Annotated in this window: 9 protein-coding genes; 2 read left to right on the plus strand and 7 right to left on the minus strand. The window is 35.8% G+C overall.

Going from position 1 to position 21912, the window contains the following annotated elements; all coding sequences use genetic code 11:
• Positions 1 to 72: 72 nt before the first annotated feature.
• The 7 genes from J8M14_RS21785 to J8M14_RS21815 form a co-directional block, all read right to left on the minus strand.
• Positions 73 to 561, minus strand: a complete 489-nt coding sequence (locus J8M14_RS21785; RefSeq protein WP_211076951.1) for a hypothetical protein — start codon at positions 559 to 561, stop codon at positions 73 to 75.
• A 164-nt stretch (positions 562 to 725) separates the two neighbouring features.
• On the minus strand, positions 726 to 1175 hold the full coding sequence (locus J8M14_RS21790; RefSeq protein WP_211076952.1) for a nuclear transport factor 2 family protein: 450 nt from the start codon (positions 1173 to 1175) through the stop codon (positions 726 to 728).
• A 53-nt stretch (positions 1176 to 1228) separates the two neighbouring features.
• On the minus strand, positions 1229 to 2095 hold the full coding sequence (locus tag J8M14_RS21795; RefSeq protein ID WP_211076953.1) for an AraC family transcriptional regulator: 867 nt from the start codon (positions 2093 to 2095) through the stop codon (positions 1229 to 1231).
• 364 nt (positions 2096 to 2459) lie between these two features.
• On the minus strand, positions 2460 to 3491 hold the full coding sequence (locus tag J8M14_RS21800) for a M12 family metallopeptidase (protein ID WP_211076954.1): 1032 nt from the start codon (positions 3489 to 3491) through the stop codon (positions 2460 to 2462).
• Positions 3492 to 3527: 36 nt separating this feature from the next.
• Positions 3528 to 5951: an Ig-like domain-containing protein gene (locus J8M14_RS21805; protein WP_211076955.1), complete on the minus strand. Its 2424-nt coding sequence runs from the start codon at positions 5949 to 5951 to the stop codon at positions 3528 to 3530.
• A 72-nt stretch (positions 5952 to 6023) separates the two neighbouring features.
• A complete protein-coding gene (locus J8M14_RS21810; protein WP_211076956.1) occupies positions 6024 to 10292 on the minus strand; it encodes a glycoside hydrolase family 19 protein in 4269 nt (1422 codons plus the stop codon).
• A 132-nt stretch (positions 10293 to 10424) separates the two neighbouring features.
• Positions 10425 to 16391, minus strand: coding sequence for a glycosyl hydrolase family 18 protein (locus tag J8M14_RS21815; protein ID WP_211076957.1), 5967 nt, complete (start codon positions 16389 to 16391; stop codon positions 10425 to 10427).
• Positions 16392 to 16716: 325 nt separating this feature from the next.
• Here J8M14_RS21815 and J8M14_RS21820 point away from each other — a divergent pair, with 325 nt between their 5' ends.
• Together J8M14_RS21820 and J8M14_RS21825 are read left to right on the plus strand one after the other, a co-directional pair.
• The gene (locus J8M14_RS21820) at positions 16717 to 20982 is read left to right on the plus strand and encodes a two-component regulator propeller domain-containing protein (RefSeq protein WP_211076958.1); all 4266 of its coding nucleotides are present in this window, start codon (positions 16717 to 16719) and stop codon (positions 20980 to 20982) included.
• Positions 20983 to 21174: 192 nt separating this feature from the next.
• Complete coding sequence (locus J8M14_RS21825; RefSeq protein ID WP_211076959.1) at positions 21175 to 21909, plus strand: LytTR family DNA-binding domain-containing protein; 735 nt, start codon at positions 21175 to 21177, stop codon at positions 21907 to 21909.
• The last annotated feature ends 3 nt before the right edge of the window (positions 21910 to 21912 follow it).

Below are 21912 nucleotides of genomic sequence, written 5' to 3' on the forward strand. Positions count from 1 at the left end.
TAAAATATCGTATTTTTATGACCTAAGCTTGGGAAAAGGGCTTTACATAGGACAAATTGTTATATACTTTTTTTATTCATTAGTTGTGAGTTCAACAATTTTATTAATGTCATTGAATTTGGAAATTATCAATTCCATTTCATTATTCGGATACATTCTCTCTTTTCCAAATTTCTCTCTACAAGTTTTATAGTCAGATATTGCATTAAATTTCTCTCCAAAGTTTGAGATAATCCCTGTCGGATAAAAGCATAATATTTGGGTTTTTACCTTTTCCCCAATTTTATATTTTATTTTTAATTGATCCCAATCTGATTCCGATTCTATCATTGATTCTTTCCACAAAATGTCGAATTCTTCTTTTGAACCTGAGTTCATAAATTCTAATCCTTCTTTTAGACTTCCTTCTGGCAAAAAATAAGGTTCTTGTTCAATTGTCAAATAGGTATTGATTAATTCATTCTCTGTTTTATAAATAGCTCTTTCACAGTAGAATTCATCATCCAATTCAAAGAAGCATTCAGTTTTATTTTCGTCAGTATATTTAAAGTAGCTTTTCATTTAAAATTTCATTGTGCTCAAATGGTATACAACGGTCTCGTATAAACGCAGTAGCGGATTTTAAGCCACTGCATTTCGGTTAGAAAGATACTTAAATTTAAACAAAACGGTTCAGGCTTAGACCTGAACCGCTTATTGCGTTTATACATTGTTGTGTGCCGTTTTTATTTGAATACTGGTGCCATATCCATATACAGTCGAACTGATTTGACCTTTCCATTGTCGTTCAAGTCAGTAAATGCAACTGCTTTTACCGTTGCATTTTTTCCATCGTGTCGCTTATAATGGTTTAAGGCTTCGAGAACATAATTCTTGTCTGTGCCATAAATGTTAGTCAAATCGTGTTCGATACTCATAAAACTTTGCCAATACTCATCAAGTCCTTTTAAGATGGTTTCCTTTCCAATGCCAAACTGCTCGTTGTTAAACCACATTTGCACATCATCGGCAAGAAATTTACCGTAAGTTTCTACGTCTTTTTTATCCATAGCTTCCAGATACGACAAATAGTTTCTGTAAGCGTCTGTTGAAAGTTGATTTACATTTAGATTTTGAGTTTTCATAATTACTGTCTTTTTAATTACTAATTTATTACAGCACAAATATCGAAACACTCAAAAGGCAAGTGTTAGTGCGAAAATCGGTTAGTCTGGTACTTTTTACGGATTTAAGAGTTTGAGCGGTAATCCGAGGGTGTAAGGCCTATTTTTTTCTTAAAAAACTTGGTGAAATAGGACTGGTCTTCAAAACCTAACCAATACATTATTTCTTTTATTTCCATTGCTGTTTGTTTGAGCAAGCTCTGACTTTCAATCAATATCAATGCTTCAATAGATTGTTTGACTGTTTTGCCAACAGTTTCTTTGAGGACATCAGATAGATGTTTTGAGCTAAGGTTCATATTATCGGCATAGAAACGGACACTTTTTTGAGTGCGATAATTCTTGGTCAAAAGGTCATTAAACTCACGAGTGATTTGTTCATTTCTTGAGAACAAATGTTCGCTTGAATTCTCTAAGTAGATTGAATTGATGAACTCAAGAATAGAAAATAAGATACCTGTGGCAATATTTTGGTCGGCTTTGAATTTTTCTAACGTTTCGAGCAACTCATTTAAGTTAGAATAGGCCTCATCTGTCAACTCGATAACGTGATTTGCTCCAACCTTAAAAAAATCGTAGTCTAAAAGAAAATTATCATAGAAAGGCTTTTTGAAAAGTGATTCCTTAAAAAATACGGTTGTATTGTTCATATTCCAGTTATTGGATATCCAATTTCTCACAATTCCTGGCCCAACTATGGTAAGTGATTTTTTCTTTAGATTGTATGTATTAATACCTACTTGAAGTTTGCATTCGCTTTCGTGCAATAACCCGAAAACATAAAAATGACTTCTGTAGGGATAATTTATTCCATCGCTTTTTTCGAAATCTTTTTCAGTTGCGATGTATAATGGAATTTGTGGTTCGTTTTTGATTAGTATCTCACGAAGATATTGTTGGTATTCAAATTCTTTTGGAACATTATTTATCATTCGTAAAGTGGTTGTTCAAATGGCACACAACAATGGAATAAAAGACATATGTCCTTTATATCCATTATATAAACGTTTACAAACGTATAATTCTACGGCTTTTCTATTTCTTTTACTAAATAAACATAAAATACCCTCTAAATCAAAATATATTTATTTTATCCTACGATATCATCAAAATAAAAGGCTTCACTTTTTTAAAAACAGAATTCCACTAATAAAAAGTCCCAAACCTAAAGCTTGGGACTTTTCTAACTAAAAACAATTAAACTAAATGGGGAAAACTTATGTAAATAGCTGTACATATTATTAGTTTCTAATAAGATGGCAGCCTTTGTTATTTTAAGCTAAAACACCTTCTATTTTAGCTAATGTAATACCAGGTAGTACCGCGTAATTCTACTCTCCTCCATCGGTTCTGGCTATTATCCCAATACCACCATACATCACTCCACCTATACACGGTAACGCCATAAATGGTATAATAGTTACCATTTTCATATTGTTGTCCTCCACCATCACCGGGATACATTTTGTTAATCCCTGTTAGATCTCCTGATGATAATCCACTACGCTGTGTACTATAACCGCTACCGTCTTTTTTGGTAATGGTACGTTGACCATTCTTAGAGAAAGCTTTAGATCCGTACATCATAATAGATCCAAAATCCAAGCTATTGGTATATTCATCACCATCTCTACCACGCTGTACATAAGTCTGAAAATTATGCTCTTTACCAGATTGTATATTCTGCCATCTGATCGTAATCCAGTTATCTCTATCTGCACGGCTCTGCTCATGCCATAATCCTACTGCATGACCAATCTCATGAATGGTACTACCGGTAGAACAACCGTCTGCCAGATTGATATTTTGGCGACCTCCTACCATACCTACGCTAGAAGAACACCCTGACCCTTTTCTAAAACGCACATAATTAGACTGATTACTGCGCTGTACAAATCTAAGTGAGGTATTGGCTTCCCAATGTGCAATGGCATCGGTAACTCTGTATTTTTTTGGTAAGTTACTGTCTATAGTATAATACACGGTATTATTAGGCCATCGTCCTCCGGTTCTACCTACACTTCTTTCTGTTGGAACTTCTTCTTCTTCTTCAAAAACCAGTTTGGGAGCTGTAGTGGATAACATATCTTTCTTAAAAATGATATCACCCTCGTATATAAACTCACCATTGACTTCTTCCACAGGGATTTTCATCCCTCCATAATACATATCCGCTACTTTACCTGTATCTTCGGGATATGCTAGTTCCACAGTTAAATCTTCTCCAGGTAATTCTGTCCCTGCAGTGTCCAGGTCAATTTCTTCATTGGTACAAGCAACCCATAGCAAACCTACAGCTACCAGTCTTGTGATCTGATTTGTTTTCATAATTAAATTGATTTGTGTTTGTATATAAGTTAAGTTTTAATTCTTTATGATACTCCCCGAATAATGCTGGTCAGAAGTTTTTACTTTATAAAAATAAATACCTGATTCTAAATGTTCTACACTAAAACTAGTATTTATAAGGTCGTTTCTAGTATTCGTTCTCTTATGTTCCAAAACCTTAATTCCTAAGGCATTATAAAACTCTATGATCATCTCTGTATTTATATTCATCTTTAGATATAATAATTCTGAAACGGGGTTTGGGTATAATAAAAATTCTACTTGGGGTATTATCTCTTTCTGCTTAGCTGGAGATATTCTCTCTCTACTTAATCCGTCCAGATAAGCTCTAACCGGATTAGAGAATGCTCGATTATCAAATTCATCCCAATTAATGGACCAACTCATTACACCTCTAAGACTTGGGTATGTTTGGGTTAACGGATATTGCCCTCCAAAAGAATTTCCATTAATAAAATAATCCAAAGCATTGATCACTCCCTGTGGGCCTGTATACCCATTACCGGCTTGTACATATGCAGGTACACCAATCAACACCTGATCTGGTCTTAGTGGTGGAAAAAACTTAGAAGAGTCCCTGGTAATAGGAAAACCTTTAAGCAACATGTCTACTAATGATACATAAAAATCTGAATTCCCCATATTGTAGAACTGATCATCGAGTGCTGTAATTGCACCAGAGTTATAGTATTGTACCTGTAGAAATGTAAGCTTATCGCGTAAAGCATGGATTAGAGGAAGATAGGCTCCTGCCCTACGATCAGCACCTTCTGAAATACCTCCATAAAAGGAATACCCTAATTGTACAAAGAAAGTTTCGGGAGCCATCGTAAGTATAAAGTCATCACCAAAATGATCACACACACTTCTCACAGCATCAATAGTGTTAACAATGACAGGTGTGGTAGGGTTTCTGAAATCTGTATCTCCTAAGTTAAAGGACAGCGATTGTCCCTCAAAGTCAATATCCATTCCATCAAAACCATATGCTTCTATAATGGTAATTATAGAAGTAATAAATTTATCACGTGCCGAAGCAGTATTTAATTGCACCTGCCCTTCTGCCCCACCAATAGAAACGATTACTTTTTGACCACGGTCCTGTAACAATCGAATATCTGATCTGAATTCACTTTCGGTATAACCGATAGCATCAAAATCCGAAGATAGCTCGAATCCAATCTCTCCATCTGTAGGAGATATCTTGGCCACAGCAAAAGAAACATTGACTACATCCCAGTCTGTTGAAACGTCCTTAAGCCTGATCAAAGTGGATCCATTATTAAAATTATGCCAATATCCGTTTAATATTCTTGCCGGAAGTCCTGTAGTTGGTGGATTTACATCTCCTACAGTAATATTCACCGGAACCGAATCACTGGTCGCTCCCTTATCGTCCACAGCACGAACAACCAGTGTATGATTCCCTTGGGTTGCAATCCAATTACTAGCGTAGGGTGACGTCGTATCTTCTGATATTTTATTCCCATCTATAAAAAATTCAACTTTGGCTATTGTTCCATCAGCGTCGTTTGCTGATGCGGTAATACTGACGGTTTGATTTACTTCAAAATTAGAACCATTAGATGGTTGTGTAATTGCAACTGTCGGGCTCTGATTATCCGGAGGATTGGTTCCGCATTCTCCTAATTCTTTCCAAGCATTAGGCCAGGCCCATCCGTTCGGGTCACCAGGAGCATAAGGACCTCCTACTGTGCACCACCCTCCTACCAGGCATTCATACTCTTTGCCAAAGTTTTGCACTTTGTCTCCAGTATTATAGGAAGAACCATCAACATATTGAGGAGCATCACAATTACCTGTACCGCCTCCTCCAGTGCCATTAACCGTAATATCTACAGTCGTAGAAAGTGTTGATGCATTTTTATCATCAAATGCTTTAGCAGATAATGTGTAGTTTCCTTCTGAAATATTGTTTATAGAAAAACTATATGGTGTTGTGGTATCGGTATGAATTAGAGTACTATTACTAAAAAATTCTACCTTGGTTATAGTTCCATCACTATCTGAAGCATTTACATTAATTGTTACATTATCTCCCTGTGTAAAAGTACTTCCGCTTGACGGGGAAGTAATCACAACTGAAGGTAAAATGTTAGGATCACCTCCAGTTCCATCACAGGCGCCTAGATTTCTCCATTCATCATCTCTACCAGAATACATTTCAGGGTTTCGGTTTTGGTTCCACCATTTGGCTTCATATAAAACACCATTGTATGTCACCCGATTACCTCCTAAGTAAGTATTACCAGAATTCCAAGCAGGTACATCATCACAAGAAGCTATCCACTCATAATTACTGGAAATTATTGTGTTTGCAACCATAAATGGCGTAAATACCATGCCAAACAGAAATAGAATCATCAACCAGTAGGATAGCAAGCTTTTTCTTAATTGTAGTTTATGTATTGTTTTCATTTTAAAGTTTGTTTTTTTGATCTGTCCGAGCTACAAGATCAAGTCCTGCAAGAGTCTGACAGCTCCTTAAGGTTATCTTTTTACAATCTTAAAAGTCTTAGTTTCTTTTCCGAATTGTACTCGAAAGAAATACATTCCAGAAGGCAGAGCAGATACATCTTGAGTGATCTGCTGATTCCCGCTTTTAAGATTTGTATCTATTGCATTAAAAACTTTATGTCCATTAAAATCTATGATACTGATAGAAACTTTAGTTTGCTGAAGTGTATTAAAACTAAATCGCAATTCATCCTCAAATGGATTAGGTGCTACCTCAACCTCTAGCATATTTTCTAAAATGTTATCAGAAGCTATCCTCCTTGCATCATCTTCAGGTTCCAAACCAAAGAAAGGTCCCATTGTAGCGCAACCGCACTCAGAACAATCATCCGTTGTGTCCAGATCATTGTTTACATTCAGTATTCCTGTAAATCGTTCATAAAAACCAATGCGCCCTAGTACTTTTGGAATTTCGGTTCCACTACCACATTCTAATCCACCATTAATAATATTGACAGTCATCCCAAAACCAGGTTTTCTATTCTTACTCTGGTCATACGCAGAAGGAATCCAGTTCCCCACCATCACATCATGGGCAGAAGGTTTAGGGTGTTGTGGGGTCATCCAGAACCAGATTGCTGTCTGAAATGCCAAAGCAGCGTCTTGCAACACCTGCTCAGGATTATTGAGCATCACATTTTTATCGCCAAACAAGAATTCACTTACTTGCCCATAATTATAATTCCAACTTAGCTGTATTGGCCCACGACCGTGATATGATTTACCCGGCGCAGGTGGGTAAGCTATATTGCCTTCATCACGATACCCTATATTAGTTGTTCCTTCATAACCTTGTTCTTCTCTAAAATGTAAACCCCAGGAATACGGGCCACCTGGAGCAGTCGCCCATCCTCCTGTAGTTTCCTGCCCAATATTGGCTAGAAAAGCGGCTAATTCTCGCTTAATTGTAGTCTGATTACCTTCATTGGCAAATGTTCCATAATCCACGACTTGTGTTATAATAGGTTTGGATTGGTTCCAGTCTGCATCAAAATCAGGATCTGTTCTAATTACTGAAGACTGATTTGTGGTTTTATCTTTTCGGGTAAGTCTGTATAAGTTGGTTCCTTTCCTACGTTCGAAAGTAATTTCGATATTATTCATTCTCTGGATAGCTTCAACAAAAGACTCATATGTAAAGAAATCTTTTGTAGGATCTAACTCATAGGTTGTTAAATCTGTACCATATCGATATGGAAAGAATTCATTATATTCTTCCTTCGAGATTAAAAAATCTCCTCCTTGAATAGGTTCTTTTATAGTAACCTGAATAGTAAAATTGGTATATCCTTCTTCATTATCTACAGCTTGTGCACCGTAGCTGAAAGTACCATAGTTATAAAACGTCCAATCTGATTGATAGATATCATTACCCTGAGAAAGTAATGGTAATGTTCCTCCTCCTACTTCTACGGTGATACGCTGAATAGTGCCATCTGGATCTACAGCGCTTACCTGCAATGGAATGGTAATGGGCAAGGTTTCGGTATATACCACAGCAGGAGTTAAAACGGTTACTTGAGGAAGTTGATTAACCGGGGTTCCTGTGCAGGCACCTAATTCATCCCAGGCATATGGCCAGGCCCAACCTTCTTGGGGGGTATAAGCACCTCCGGCAGAGCACCATCCTCCTACTTTGCATTTATATTTCTTACCTAAATACTGTACTTCATCACCAGTTTGATAGGTATTTCCATCGACATATACCACTAGACTACAATTATCACCTCCAGTATCTTGGTTTACGACAATATTTACTGTACTAGATGTAGTGGCTCCACCTTGGTTATCTACCGCAATCGCCTTTAATTGATGTGCCCCATCAACTGGGGAGAATGTAATTTCATATGGTGATGTGTTATCTGATCCTATAGCGACATCATCCATAAAGAAAGTGATATCATTAATACTACCATCTATATCAGAAGCTGCTACCATTATAGTCACCTGATCACCAGACTCGAATTGAGCTCCTTCATTTGGACTTGTAATACTTACTGTTGGTAATTGATTGTCACTACCTCCATCACAAGGGCCTAATTCCTCCCAGGCACTTGGCCAAGCCCAGTCATCAGGACCCCCGGGAGTATAAACCCCTCCTATAGAACACCATCCACCTACTTTACACTTATATTTTTTATCAAAATTTTGTACCTCATCACCAGTTTGATAAGTAGCTCCGTTTTGATATAGTGCTACATCACAAGTTGCTTTTGAGGTTTCTCCTTCTGAAAAGGTTAAAGCATCACAATCTCCTATTTTTTTCCAGGCATTAGACCATGCCCATCCTTGACCTGGAGCATAAGGTCCCCCAACAGTACACCATCCTCCTACAATGCATTCATATGTTTTACCTACATTTTGTACAATAGCTCCAGTTTCATAGGCAGATCCGTCAATATATGTTTCGGCACCACAATTGTCACCTCCACCTCCTGATGTATTTACTGTGATCTTAACAACTGAGGAAGTAGTGTCATCTCCATCATTATCATATGCTTTTGCCCTCAAACTGTAACTACCCTGTGGAATGTTATTCCATACATATGTATATGGGATACTAGTATCTGTATCTAATAATACATTATTATTATAAAATTCGACTTTGGTGATGTTACCATCACTATCAGAAGCGTTAGCAGCTATTGAAACAGAATTACCTTCAATAAAGGTTTGGTTGTTGGAAGGTGAGGTAATAGCACACACAGGTGGTTGATTGACAGGTATTGTACTATTAGAAAACACTAAATAGTCTAAATTAAAATCATCGCTATCCATCACTATGCGGATAACTTGTTCCCCTTGATTTAAAGTAACATTAGTTGTTACGGTTTGCCAGTTTTGCCATCCTTCGGTATTAGGCACATTGATCTGCCCGCTTATATTTTGACCATCTACTTCGATGTGGAACTTTCTTCCCGAAGTTATGGCTGCAACTCTTGACTCTAATGTATATGTTTTTGTTGCCTGAACATTGACAGTGTATTCCAGCCATTCGCCATTTTTAATCCAACCTACATTGTATCCGCCTTCAGAACTAACTTCAATATCTACTGCATCATTTCTATAAGCCCCTCCTTGATTTGTGTTTGTTAGATCATTAAAAGCAATAGATTGACCTCCCAAATCATAGTTTTCTGCTTCTATCTTTCCTGGAATATTTATTGGACTACCAATATATGGTGATTGAGTATCTCCACCATTACCACCAGGAAAATTATCTTCAGGATATTTAATTTTATCTCTAATCCATCTTCCTGCTTCTTTTAACCTATCGGTTGTCCAGGTACCTCCAGAGCAAGTCCCGGTTTGCCAAACTGCACCAGATCTAAAATCATCAGAATAATTCCAACTGGTCCAACTGATTTTCTTTTGACGCATCAAATCAATAAATCGCTGTGTCATCACAAAATCATTAGCTCCATCTCCTGTATATTCCTGACTTCCAAATTCCGTTACAAATACAGGTAGTTGATTTGATGCCTGATCTAAAGTATTTAAATATGCATCTCTATGGCTTTTTGCATAAAAATGAAATGTATACATCACATTATCAAACTGTAATTGATTATCGATTACATCTTGTAAATTACCTTCTCCAGACACTCCAAAGGTTGACCAGCCGTGCGTACCTATAAGAACTACAGCATTATTATCGATAGCTCTGATCACAGGAATGATTTGATCTGCATAGGTTTTAATCCGATTCCAATTAACACCAGAACCATTAGGTTCATTGCAAACATCATAAATGATATTATTTTTATCTTTATGTTGATTAGCGATATCTGTAAAGAATCGCTTTGCATTTTCTAAATTAGCATTAGGATCTCCAGGATTTAATTGATGCCAATCTACAAGAGCATACATCCCTCTTTCTGTAGCTTCATTAATCAATCGACTCACCTGATTTGTGAAACCAACGGGATCTGTTTCATACCCTCCTTCTTGTACATATAAAGAAATACGAAGGATATCTGCATCCCAATCATAAGCCAATGCATCAAGAGAGTTTTCTGTGAGGCAGTTTTCCCATCCATACCATTGGATACCGTGAGTGCTCATTCCTCTTAATTGTATGGGTTGATTGTATTGATTACAGAGTTGAGTTCCACAAACTTTAAGTTGTCCGTTTTGAGCAACAGGTGTTTGTTGAGCTTCAATGGTAAAGCTCAAAAAACAGCTCCAAATAAGAAATTGGAGTATCGCAATACTTTTATAGAGTACGTTTTGAGTTTGCATAGGTATAGTTTTAAGAGTAAAAATGTTACATACATTTTAATTATTGCAGTGTATATGATATGTCTTAATACAGAAATTCAAACCCGAAACGAGATGTTTCAGGTATGAATTTCAATAGGTTTTAAGAAGTGTTTATTGTTTCATCAATTTTATGGTTCTAACTTCTTTACCAATTCTAAGTTTTAAGAAATAAAGACCTGAAGGCACATCATCAGCCGTCCACTTCAACTTATGATTACCAGCTTTCATCTTCTGATAATCATTTATAACTCCTACTTTAACACCTATTTGATTATAAACCTCTGCTGTAATAGATTGTGTACTTTCTAGTTTTACATCTATCTCTACTTCTGTATCAAAAGGATTTTTAGCTACAACAGCGGTCTGTTTACTTAATTGCAGACCTGGAGATCTACTATCTAAAGCATCTAAATACGCTCTATGAGGATTGGAGAATCCAAATCCACTAACAATATCCCAGTTGATAGACCAGGTCATCAATCCTCTAAAGTTTGCATATCCTGAAGGGTTACGTAATGTATATCGACCACCAAAAGATTGTCCTTTGATCAAATAATCCAATGCTTTATGTACTTCTGCAGGAGCCGTATAACCACCTCCAGCTGCTGATGGGCTAGCTGGTAAGCCAATAGCCATCTGATCTTGACGTAAGGCAGGGAATTGCTGTCCTCCGGCTACCGGGAATCCTTGTAACAACATTTCTGCCATAGCTACCTGAAAATCAGCATTACCTTGGCTATAGCATAATCCATCAAGACCTAACATACATCCTGTATTATAATGTTGTACATGAATGTAATCCATTTCATTACGCAATGCATAAATTATAGGAAGGTAAGCTCCACTTGCACCTCCATATCCACTAAATCCACCTTGTACAAATAAAGTTTCCGGTGCCATAGAAAGAATGAAATCAGAGCTAAATTGACTTAAAATTGTTCTACAACCATTAATTAAGTTTACAATCTTTGGAGAGGTAGGGTTCTTGAAGTCGGTATCACCTGCAGCTAAAGAAACTGAGCTTCCTTCGAAGTCAATATCCATACCATCAAAACCATACTCTCTAATAATACTGATCATGGAGCTACTAAAAGCTTGCGCATCTGTAGGGCTACTTACATCGACAGCTCCGGTAGCTCCACCCATAGAGATCAGTACTTTTTTACCTCTACTTTGTAATAAAGCTACATCATCCTTAAATTCCTGAGCACTAGAATATATCGCCGGATCAGGTGAGAAAGTCATTGTAGAACCACCTAACACTGTAGGTATAGCAAAAGATACATTAATCACATCCCACTTATCTGAGACTTCTCTTAATTTTGGCAGTGATGAACTGTTATCAAAATTATGCCAGTAACCTACCAAAATTCTTTTTGGTAAATCTCCTCCTGGATTAGGAGGATTTACTGACCCTACAGAAATACTCACCACAGAAGATTCTCCCATTGCATTCTCATTATCAGTAGCTTTAGCAGTTAATGTATAATTTCCTGTGGATGCATTATTCCAGGTATAACTATAAGGACTTGTGGTGTCTTCTCCTATTCTAACTCCGTTTCTAAAGAATTCTACTTTAGTTACATTTCCGTCGGCATCTGAAGCTGATGCGTTAATAGTAATTGTACTTCCTACAGCGAAAGATTCACCTGTTAAAGGTTGTGTAATGGATACTGTAGGTGATTGATTTCCTCCTGGAGGATTTCCGCCACCACATTCACCAAGTTCTTTCCAAGCGTTAGGCCAAGCCCAGCCTACACCAGGTTCATATGGTCCTCCAACAGAACACCAACCGCCAACTAAACATTCATATTCTTTGCCAGAATTTTGAACTTTATCGCCAGTTTCATAAGCAGATCCATCAACATACTGTGCTGTACTACAATCTCCTCCAGTATCCGACTGTATCGTAATATTCACAACTGCAGAAGATGCTGTAGCTCCTTCGTTATCTGTTGCCATTGCTGTGATATCATGATTACCCAACGTTGCTGTCCAATTTGCAGTAAATGGAGAAGAGGAATCTTCGCTAATCATAGTACCATCTACATAGAAAGTTACCTTACTTACACTTCCTCCTGGGTCACTAGCATTGGCCGTTATACTAATGCTTTGTCCTACATCATACGTCGCTCCACTCGAAGGACTAGTGATGCTTATAGATGGAGGTGTATTTGTATCACCTGTCGATACCGTTATTGATACTCCGGATGATGTTGTTGTAGCTCCGTCATTATCCGTGGCTCTGGCCGTAATAGTATGATTACCATTAATAGCAGTCCAGTTTGCGGTATATGGTGATGAAATGTCTTCACTTATCATATTGCCATCTATATAGAAAGCTACTTTAGTAATATTACCGTCACTATCAGAGGCATTTGCTGCAATATTAATATTATTTCCGGCTACATAAGTATTGCCGGATTGTGGAGAAGTAATTGATACTTGCGGTGCTACATTATCTGGGGTACAAGGATCACCTACTACCTGATTAATAGCAGCTAATAGAGAAGTACTAGGGTCTGTTGTGTCATGAGATAATTCCCACATCATAATACCACCTGCACGATCTAATGCCATTTGTGTTTTAGCTTTGATTGTCGGGATTCCGTTATAGTTATTCCCTTGGAAGCTATCACTATTCGGACTAGCCCCCTGTGACAATAAAGAAGCATAGCTTTGAGCTTGCGGACGACTATAGAAAGGTACACCAAGTATTGCTTTTTCCTTGGGAAGTCCTCTTCCTAACCAGTAATTTAATCCACTCTCTGCCTGAGCCATAGTTGAATGATCAGGACCATCATAAGCCATAATATTTAAGAAATCTACATCATCAAATACTCCATTCAATACTCCATCAGCATTCCATCCTGCAACTACTACAGCAGCAGTTAATAATTTTCCTCTACTATGCATTGCCTGACCGAGCTCTTGCATTAATAGTTCAAAATGCTGTGGTTCATTACCTTCTCTTGGGTATTCCCAATCCATATCAACTCCATCAAGATCATACTGATTTACAAAATCGACTAAGTTATTTACAAAAGCTGTTCTGGTAGTTGGATTAGCAGCTAATTGTGAAAAAGGTGAATCATTACCATCCATCCATCCACCGACAGCTATTAGCACTTTTACTCCTTGTGCGTGACCTAATGAAACAATTTGCTGCATTTTTGACACATTATCCAGAGGACGAAGTGTGCCATTACTATTAGGTAATAGAAAAGAATAATTAATATGTGTCAACTTATCATATTGAATAGCGTTTGCACTACCTTGCCAGCTGGGCATATATCCTACAACTTTAAAACCATTACCAGTGCATCCGCCATCAGAAGTAACATTTATATTTACACCAGTTGATGTAGTTGACTGATTACTGTTATCCGTAGCTTTAGCTGTAAATGTGTAACTTCCTATAGAAGCATTGTTTATAGTATAACTATATGGACTAGTGGTATCTTGTCCTAAATAAGTTCCATTATTATAAAACTCAACTTTACTAATACTACCATCACTATCTGATGCAGTAGCATTAATCACAATACTATTTCCTTCTATAAAAGATTGTCCGCTTGTCGGAGAAGTTATTGAAATCTGAGGTGCTCCATCTCCTCCTCCATCACAGGGTCCTAGATCTTCCCATTCCGAACTGCCGACAGGGTTCTGCTGAGTCCACCATTTGGCTTTATATTCTCTATTATCCAAAGAGACAATATCACCTCCATTGTAAGCTTGACCAGATACCCACGCCGGAGCTGTACAAGATCCTCCCGGAGGATTTCCTCCATCACAAGGCCCTAGGTCTTCCCACTCTGAACCTCCAGGGGTTTGTTGTGTCCACCATTTGGCTTTATACTCACGTCCTTGATAAGAGACTACCTGTCCTCCAGTATAAGCCTGTCCAGAAACCCAGGCTGGTGCCGTACAACCTTCACCTCCAGTTCCATTCACCGTGATTGAAACGGACGAAGATCCTTCTGCATTTTCGTTATCAATAGCTTTGACGATAATCGTGTAATTACCTTCAGATACATTGTTCCAACTATAACTATATGGAGCACTGTTGTCTTCGCCTAATAAAGTACTTCCATTATAAAATTCTACTTTGCTTATCGTTCCATCACTATCTGAAGCATTAGCTTCAATATTGATTGTAGCACCTGCTGTAAAAGTAGCATTCGTACTAGGTGAAGTTATGTTTACTACAGGAGGAACATTTCCCCCAATACCAGTAACCGTAATAGAAACGGATGAAGTAGCACTGACATTTTCATTATCATACGCCTTGGCTATGATCGAATAACTCCCGGCAGAAACATTATTCCAACTATACGAGTAAGGTGCAGTAGTATCCTGACCTAATAAAGAAGATCCATTATAAAACTCTACACGGGCAATACTTACATTATCCGCTGCATCTGCAGTAATATTGATATTATCTCCGGCAGTAAAAGTTGCTCCCTCAGAAGGAGAAGTTATCGCAACTGTTGGCGGTGGGTTACCTGTGCCTCCGCTTGCAAAAATTTCATTCATCTTATTAATCAGAGGGGACTGCACATTAGACCATCTCTTTAGTTTTGTCCCAAAAGATTGTGGTGAACCTGAAAACTCAAGATCTCCAAATACTGTCCAAATAATGGTTCCTGCCAGGTTATTTGTATTAATAAACTTAGCTTTTTCGGTTATTGATTCTTCATCATCGTAACTCAAAAAGAAATTTCCTTTTACCATATAAGGAACCTTTGCTTGATCATCCCATTTCCTTGTCCAACCACTACCTGATCCTGTTTTTTGTTTTATAAAAAAGTGGTTTGGTGTACCATCATACACTTCTAATGGCCAATTAGTATAATCCGCTGCTGTACTTACTGGCCCATCGGGTTGTATAGTAACATTTCTCTTTACCGTTGGAGCATTTAAATCCGCTGTTCCATCAGTAACAACACCTCTACCATAAAAAGGAGCTCCGAAATTGATTTTGTTTACAGGCACTCCCATACCTTTCATCTTATCTAATAATGTTTGCCAATTAAAATCTGGTGCTTCTGCTCCATCATAAGGATATACTGGCGCATTATGTCCTGCAATATTTGACCAACCTCCATTAAAGTCGTAGGTCATCATATTAAAATAATCCATGGTACTAGACAATTTCGACCAATTGAACCCTTCTATTTTTTTATAATCAGCGGCCATTGCTGCAGTAATTAATTTATCTGGTCCTATTGCGTTTCTAATTTCTTGTACCAAATTTTCAAAATTAGCATAGTCCGCATTCGTTCCGGTAAAATTCATGCCAGGAAATGGCCCTGGATATTCCCAATCCAGGTCAATCCCATCGAACCCCATTTCGATAAGGGTCTTACAATCTTCTATAAAACGAGCCCTTTTTACAGGATCAGCAGCCATCTCTGGAAAATGCTTACACATACTCCATCCTCCAATAGAAGCCATTATTTTCACACCATTTTGATGCGATAATTCGATTACTCCAGGAGCACCACCTTCTTTTGGTAGAGGAAGAGGTGCATTGCCTGATCCACTATTATTACTTATTCTCCATTTAGGATGCAACCATTCATTACCATTAATAATATATCCAAAAGCTTCGGCCCTCTCTTTTATTGCTGGACTTATATAACTAAAAGTCTCTATTTCACCTAGCAACAAATGTAGATCCCAACTATCATACACATTTCCATGTATAAGCTCATCCGGTTGTTGGACAGCTCCCGATTGGTAAATGTTTTTATTTCTATGATCTCCACTATGGAGAGAACCGTCGACTGCTACACCAAAAAATGAGTAATTTAGTATGGTATACTTATTATAATCAATATTTAAGTGATTTAAAGCTCCTTGGGCTGGAACTCCTGCATTAACTGATTTCCAGGCATCCCAGTTCGTAATATATCCTATAACTTGTTTGTTATGATTTGCAGTAGTAGCACTACCCCCTGTATTAACCTGTGCATAAGTATTACCTATACCAAGTAAGCATAATGAAAAGATGAATATGGCAAGAATAGTTTTACAATACCGCCAATCATCCAAAGTAAATTTTGGGTCTTTCATAATTGATTTGTGTTAAATTTAGTATTTAGTTATATGGAAAAGATTTGATCTTTCCATTGTTCCGAAAGTATCAATTCATATTTCTCTTAAGAAACTAATTAGCTGAATGACTGAAAATTGTCGCTGTATAGAAGTTAAATTGTAATAAAAGGGATTTTATATCCCCTGATACTACTCATGCAAATAAAACTGTAGTTGGTCTAAAAAAAGATAAAGTTTTCATTTTTAACCCATTACTTTACAAACACATTAAATAACACCCATTGTTATATATTTATACAAAATTGACCTTACTAATTGAAGCATAGTTAACTATAAATTGCAAATGGAATACGCTACTATCATACATATGATATATTACAATTTAACTTCAATTAAAAAAATTCTATACCTTTCTTTTCTATACCCATTATGCATTTTTAATGTTTATCTCAAAAAAGCGTCAATTCGAGTGTTTTGTTGTAGTAAAACGAAGACAAAATATATCGAGAATAGCTTTTTTTGTTCAAAATTCTATTCTCGATACACTTCTCCCTTTAGTCGAAGCACTCGAATTGACGAATTTGGAATCAAAAAAAATCAAAATGCACAACGGTTTTTTTTATATATAATTTTAATAATAACCTGTACCCCAATCTTTTCGCAAAGCAATCAAACCAGCTATGTTGTTAAGCACTATGGGATTAAAGAAGGCTTATCTGCTAACTACACAACTTCTGTAGTAAGTGATCATCACAACATTAAATGGATCGCAACAGAGAACGGAATAACTAAATACAATGGATATGATTTTGAATATGTTCTACCTAATGAAAAATACAAAGAACTAAAAAATGAAAATATAGAAACCTTATTCATTGATCACAACAATAATCTTTGGATCGGCACTAAAAGTGGAGGATTATCAGTACTTAATGCAGAAAGAGCTATCATCAAAAACTATAATCATCTTATTAACAAAGGGAACAAAAATGATCAACGAATTATATCACTCACCCAAGAAAATAACGGGAATATTTGGGTTGGAACCTGGTTGGATGGAATATTCGTAATCAATCCTGAGGAACACAAACTTATACGTCATATTCAATCAACTTGTGTGATGTATACTATGACAAAAGATCAGCAAGGTAATATATGGTATGGCAATTATGATATCCTTACCAAATATGATCCAGTAACACAAGAAACTTCTGAATTCCCTATAAAAATTGAGATCACAGATTTGATAGATGATCCTAAACGTAATAAAATCTGGATAGGTACTGCAGGGGTTTATAATCCTTATATCTATAGCTACGATAAAACCAGCAAACAAATAGATAGTATATGGGCAGGTACGCAAAGTGGTTTTGCCAGACACCTAGCCCTGGATAAAGAAAATAGAATGTGGATAGGTACCCATAACCACGGATTATATGTAAGTGACTCTAACCTTAAAAATTTCAAGAAGGTTAATATCCAAAAAGAAAAAAGTAGAAAGCGTAATATTAATTATGATATTATTACAGATATCCACGTTGATCACAACAATATGATCTGGGTATCTTCTCCTACTGGGGGGCTAATACAACTTATTCCGGGAAAAGCTTTTAACAATGCATATCAACTTATTCAGAATGAAAAGCTTCAACATGATTTCAATATTCAATCTATATGTAAAGATTCAAAGAATTTGTGGATTGGGAGCTTAGGAAACGGAGTATTTATTGGTAGTAACTTTTCTACTTTAGCAACAAAAACATCAAAAAACCACAAAAGAGCAATTTATAAATATGGGGAACAAATTTTTATAGGTTTTGATTTTAGTTTTGACATTTATAATTCAAATAGTGGGGAGAGGGTTTACGAAAACACCGAACTGGAAAGAATTAATTCATTTCTTGTAGACTCCAAAAAAAGATTATGGATTGGCACTCAACATAATGGTGTATACTGCGTTCCACTCAATCAAATAGTCAATAGCGGCCAATACATAAACTTTCATGATGGGGGAAGCGGAAATCTAAAACTTGATAATATTGACAGAATCACAGATATAAAAGAAGATCATCAAGGTAATGTTTGGGTTGGGACATTTAATGGTCTTCATCTTTATGATGAAAAATCAAAATCATTTATTCATCACTCTAACTTGATGAAAGAAAAATTACCCGGGGTTATCATCAATTGCATCTTTTTTGATCAAAATGAAATGTGGATTGGAACTCCAAATGGATTGGTTGAGTTACAATATCTGAAAAACATATTAAGTATAAAGAAAATATATGGTGAAGATGATGGTATCAACAATTCTTTTATAAGTTCTATCACTTCGGATAAAAACAATAATTTTTGGATTAGTACTGCTACTGAAATCATGAAATTCGATAAAGCCAAAAAAACTTTTATTAACTATGGAGAAACAGATGGAATTAAGACTTCATCATTTAATTCCAGAAGTGTTTTTAATGATGGCCAATATATTTATTTTGGAGGTATAGATAATATCACTTTTTTTAACCCTGAAGAAATAGAAAACCACAAAAATGATGCTGAGATTATTCTTTCCAAACTTATAATTGATAATCAAGAAATTGCTGCCAGAGATACTATCAATAATCATGTAATCCTTCGAAAAGACATAACTTATAATAAAGAGATAACATTATCACATCGTGAAAGATCAGTACAACTTAGTTTTGTACTCAATGACCATTTAGGAAAATCAAACGTAAACTACAGATATAAGTTATTAGGTTTTAGGGATGAATGGGTAGAATTAAATGACAATAATCAAATTAACTTTACAGGACTTCCCAGTGGCGATTATACATTGCAAATCATTGGTTCTAGAAACAACCAGGCTTGGACTCCACCAAAAGTTATAAGATTAATTATCAAACCTGCTCCTTGGCTAAGTATTTGGGCATACTTGCTCTACTTTCTGATATTTCTAAGTATTGTTATCTTTTTTGTACGTATGAGGATCAAACAGTCCAAACTGCAAAACATTGTAGAGATCTCTAAAATAGAAAAAGAAAAAGAAACCGAACTAACTGAAGCGAAGCTTAGCTTTTTCACTAATATTTCGCATGAATTTAGAACTCCTCTCACCCTAATCATTAGTCCACTCACAGAAATTATAGAGTATAAAAACTTAGATAACTCTATAAAAAACAAATTGAAGGTTATGAACAATAATGCTCATAGACTTCTTAATCTGGTAAATCAACTTCTTAGTTTTAGGAAAGCGGATAGAGATATGCTTACTCTCAATGTTTCAGAAGGAGATTTTGTGGCTTTTGCATATAACACTTTTAGTTATTTCAAGGAAATGGCCATATCTAAAGAAATAGACTATACCTTCGAAAGCAATCTGGATCATATTTCATTTCTTTTTGACAGAAATCATATGGAAATTGTGCTTAGTAACCTTCTTTCTAACGCTTTTAAACATACACAATCCGGAGATTCGATAGCTTTAAAAATTAACACCGAAAAAAATCGATGCTTTATCACCGTCAAAGATACTGGTATTGGGATACCAGAGGATAAATTAGATAAGATTTTTGATCAGTTTTATCAAGTCGGTACTACAGAAACGGTAGAGATGATGGGTAGCGGAATTGGATTGGCTTTCTCAAAAAAAATTATTGTATTACACCACGGAACCATTAACGTAACCAGTGAAATACATAAGAGTACTGTATTTACAATCACGCTTCCTATGGATTATGATTACGCATCATCTCTGGATGATGCTGTGAATGGTAATTTCTCTGTAGGTGAAAGTAAAAAAGAACATAAATCCTCTGATTCGGAATTAGTACCCCTTGAAGATTCCTCTAAAATAACAGTATTACTTGTTGAAGACAATCAAGAGATCCGAAACTACCTAAAAGACCTTCTAAGTGCTCAATACGTGATCTTGGAAGCCGAAAATGGAGTTACAGGACTAGAAGTGGCTACTGATGAAATCCCTGATATCATTATAAGTGATATTATGATGCCAATAAAAGATGGAATATCATTATGCAAGGAACTCAAAGCACAAATTACTACTTCGCATATTCCTATTATTTTATTGACAGCTAAATCTTCTATTACTTCTGAAATAGAAGGAATACAAACAGGAGCCGATGATTACATTACCAAACCGTTTAATCCTTTTGTAGTAAAGGCCAAAGTGGCATCTATACTTGAGAATCGAAAAAAACTAAGGCATCATTTATATAACAAAGTAAGATTTGAACCTGACACCCAAGAAATAGAAATCGATACAGTTGAAAATCAATTTATTAATCAAGCCATACAATTGGTTGAAAAAAATCTTCAAAATCCAGAGTTTGGAATTCCTCTTATGACTACAGAACTAATGATGAGTCAATCCTCTTTATATCGCAAAATAAAATCATTGACCGGGCTTTCATTATCAGCATTTATTAGATCGGTTCGATTGAAAAATGCGGCTAAAATGATTATAAATACTGATGCTAAACTCAATCAAATAGCTTATGAAGTAGGATTTAATGACTATAAATATTTCAAAAAATCCTTTGAAGAACACTTTGGCTGTTTACCTTCAGTATACAAAAAGCAAAAGAAATAATGTCTACTCTCTTAACCACACTTTAGTTCAAATATCTTTTAAACTTAGTTGCAATATGGTTATTTGAATTATTTACCCCCATATTTTGAACTATTTGTTGTACCAAGCTCGTTTATATAATATCTAACTTGGCTTTATGAATTAACGTAATACGTTCTTTTATTGGTTTCCCCCTTTTAAATCCCTCAACCAATGAAAATAAAATGCTTAATAGTAGATGATGAGCCTTTGGCTGTAAAAATTATTGAAAAACATCTTGAAAAATTTGAAAAGTATGAAGTAGTTAAAACCTGCGATAATCCAATTGAAGCTTTTGATGTTTTATCAAAGGAGGATATCGATCTTATTTTTTTGGATATTAATATGCCGAAACTCAATGGTATTGAATTTATAAAAAATTTAAGTAGCTCTCCATTTATCATTATTACTTCTGCATATCGAGAATATGCTGTAGAATGCTATGAACTTAATGTTTTGGATTATTTAATAAAACCTATTTATCTTCAAAGATTAATGAAAGCTTTAAACAGAGTTTCCAGATCTATTAGTACCAAGAGTGATTCTTTTAAAATAGTTTCTGCAATATCAGGTTCTAAAACTCATACAAAAGATTATTTTTTTGTAAAAGTGAATAAAAAAATGGTAAAAATATATTTTAAAGATATTCTTTACATCGAAAGTCTAAAGGATTATGTTTCTATTAAAACCATTTATGATGATTATGTTACTCACTGTAATCTATTAGCTATGACTAAATTAATTCCGAAGCAAGATTTTATGAGAATTCATAGATCATATACCATTTCTCTTCATAAAGTCGAAGCTATAGACGGAAACTGTGTTCAGATTGAAAATAAAATGATTCCTATTGGCAGAAACTATGTAAAAGAAGTAAAAACCAAAATACTAAATGGATTTGTACAATGATAT

Source organism: Aquimarina sp. MMG016, from assembly GCF_018100805.1.
GTDB lineage: Bacteria > Bacteroidota > Bacteroidia > Flavobacteriales > Flavobacteriaceae > Aquimarina.

Coding starts and splice junctions, on each gene's coding strand:
- J8M14_RS21785 (WP_211076951.1), bottom strand. CDS start 561: ATGAAAAGCTACTTTAAATATACTGACGAAAATAAAACTGAATGCTTC.
- J8M14_RS21810 (WP_211076956.1), bottom strand. CDS start 10,292: ATGCAAACTCAAAACGTACTCTATAAAAGTATTGCGATACTCCAATTT.
- J8M14_RS21825 (WP_211076959.1), top strand. CDS start 21,175: ATGAAAATAAAATGCTTAATAGTAGATGATGAGCCTTTGGCTGTAAAA.
- J8M14_RS21800 (WP_211076954.1), bottom strand. CDS start 3,491: ATGAAAACAAATCAGATCACAAGACTGGTAGCTGTAGGTTTGCTATGG.
- J8M14_RS21805 (WP_211076955.1), bottom strand. CDS start 5,951: ATGAAAACAATACATAAACTACAATTAAGAAAAAGCTTGCTATCCTAC.
- J8M14_RS21795 (WP_211076953.1), bottom strand. CDS start 2,095: ATGATAAATAATGTTCCAAAAGAATTTGAATACCAACAATATCTTCGT.
- J8M14_RS21815 (WP_211076957.1), bottom strand. CDS start 16,391: ATGAAAGACCCAAAATTTACTTTGGATGATTGGCGGTATTGTAAAACT.
- J8M14_RS21820 (WP_211076958.1), top strand. CDS start 16,717: ATGGAATACGCTACTATCATACATATGATATATTACAATTTAACTTCA.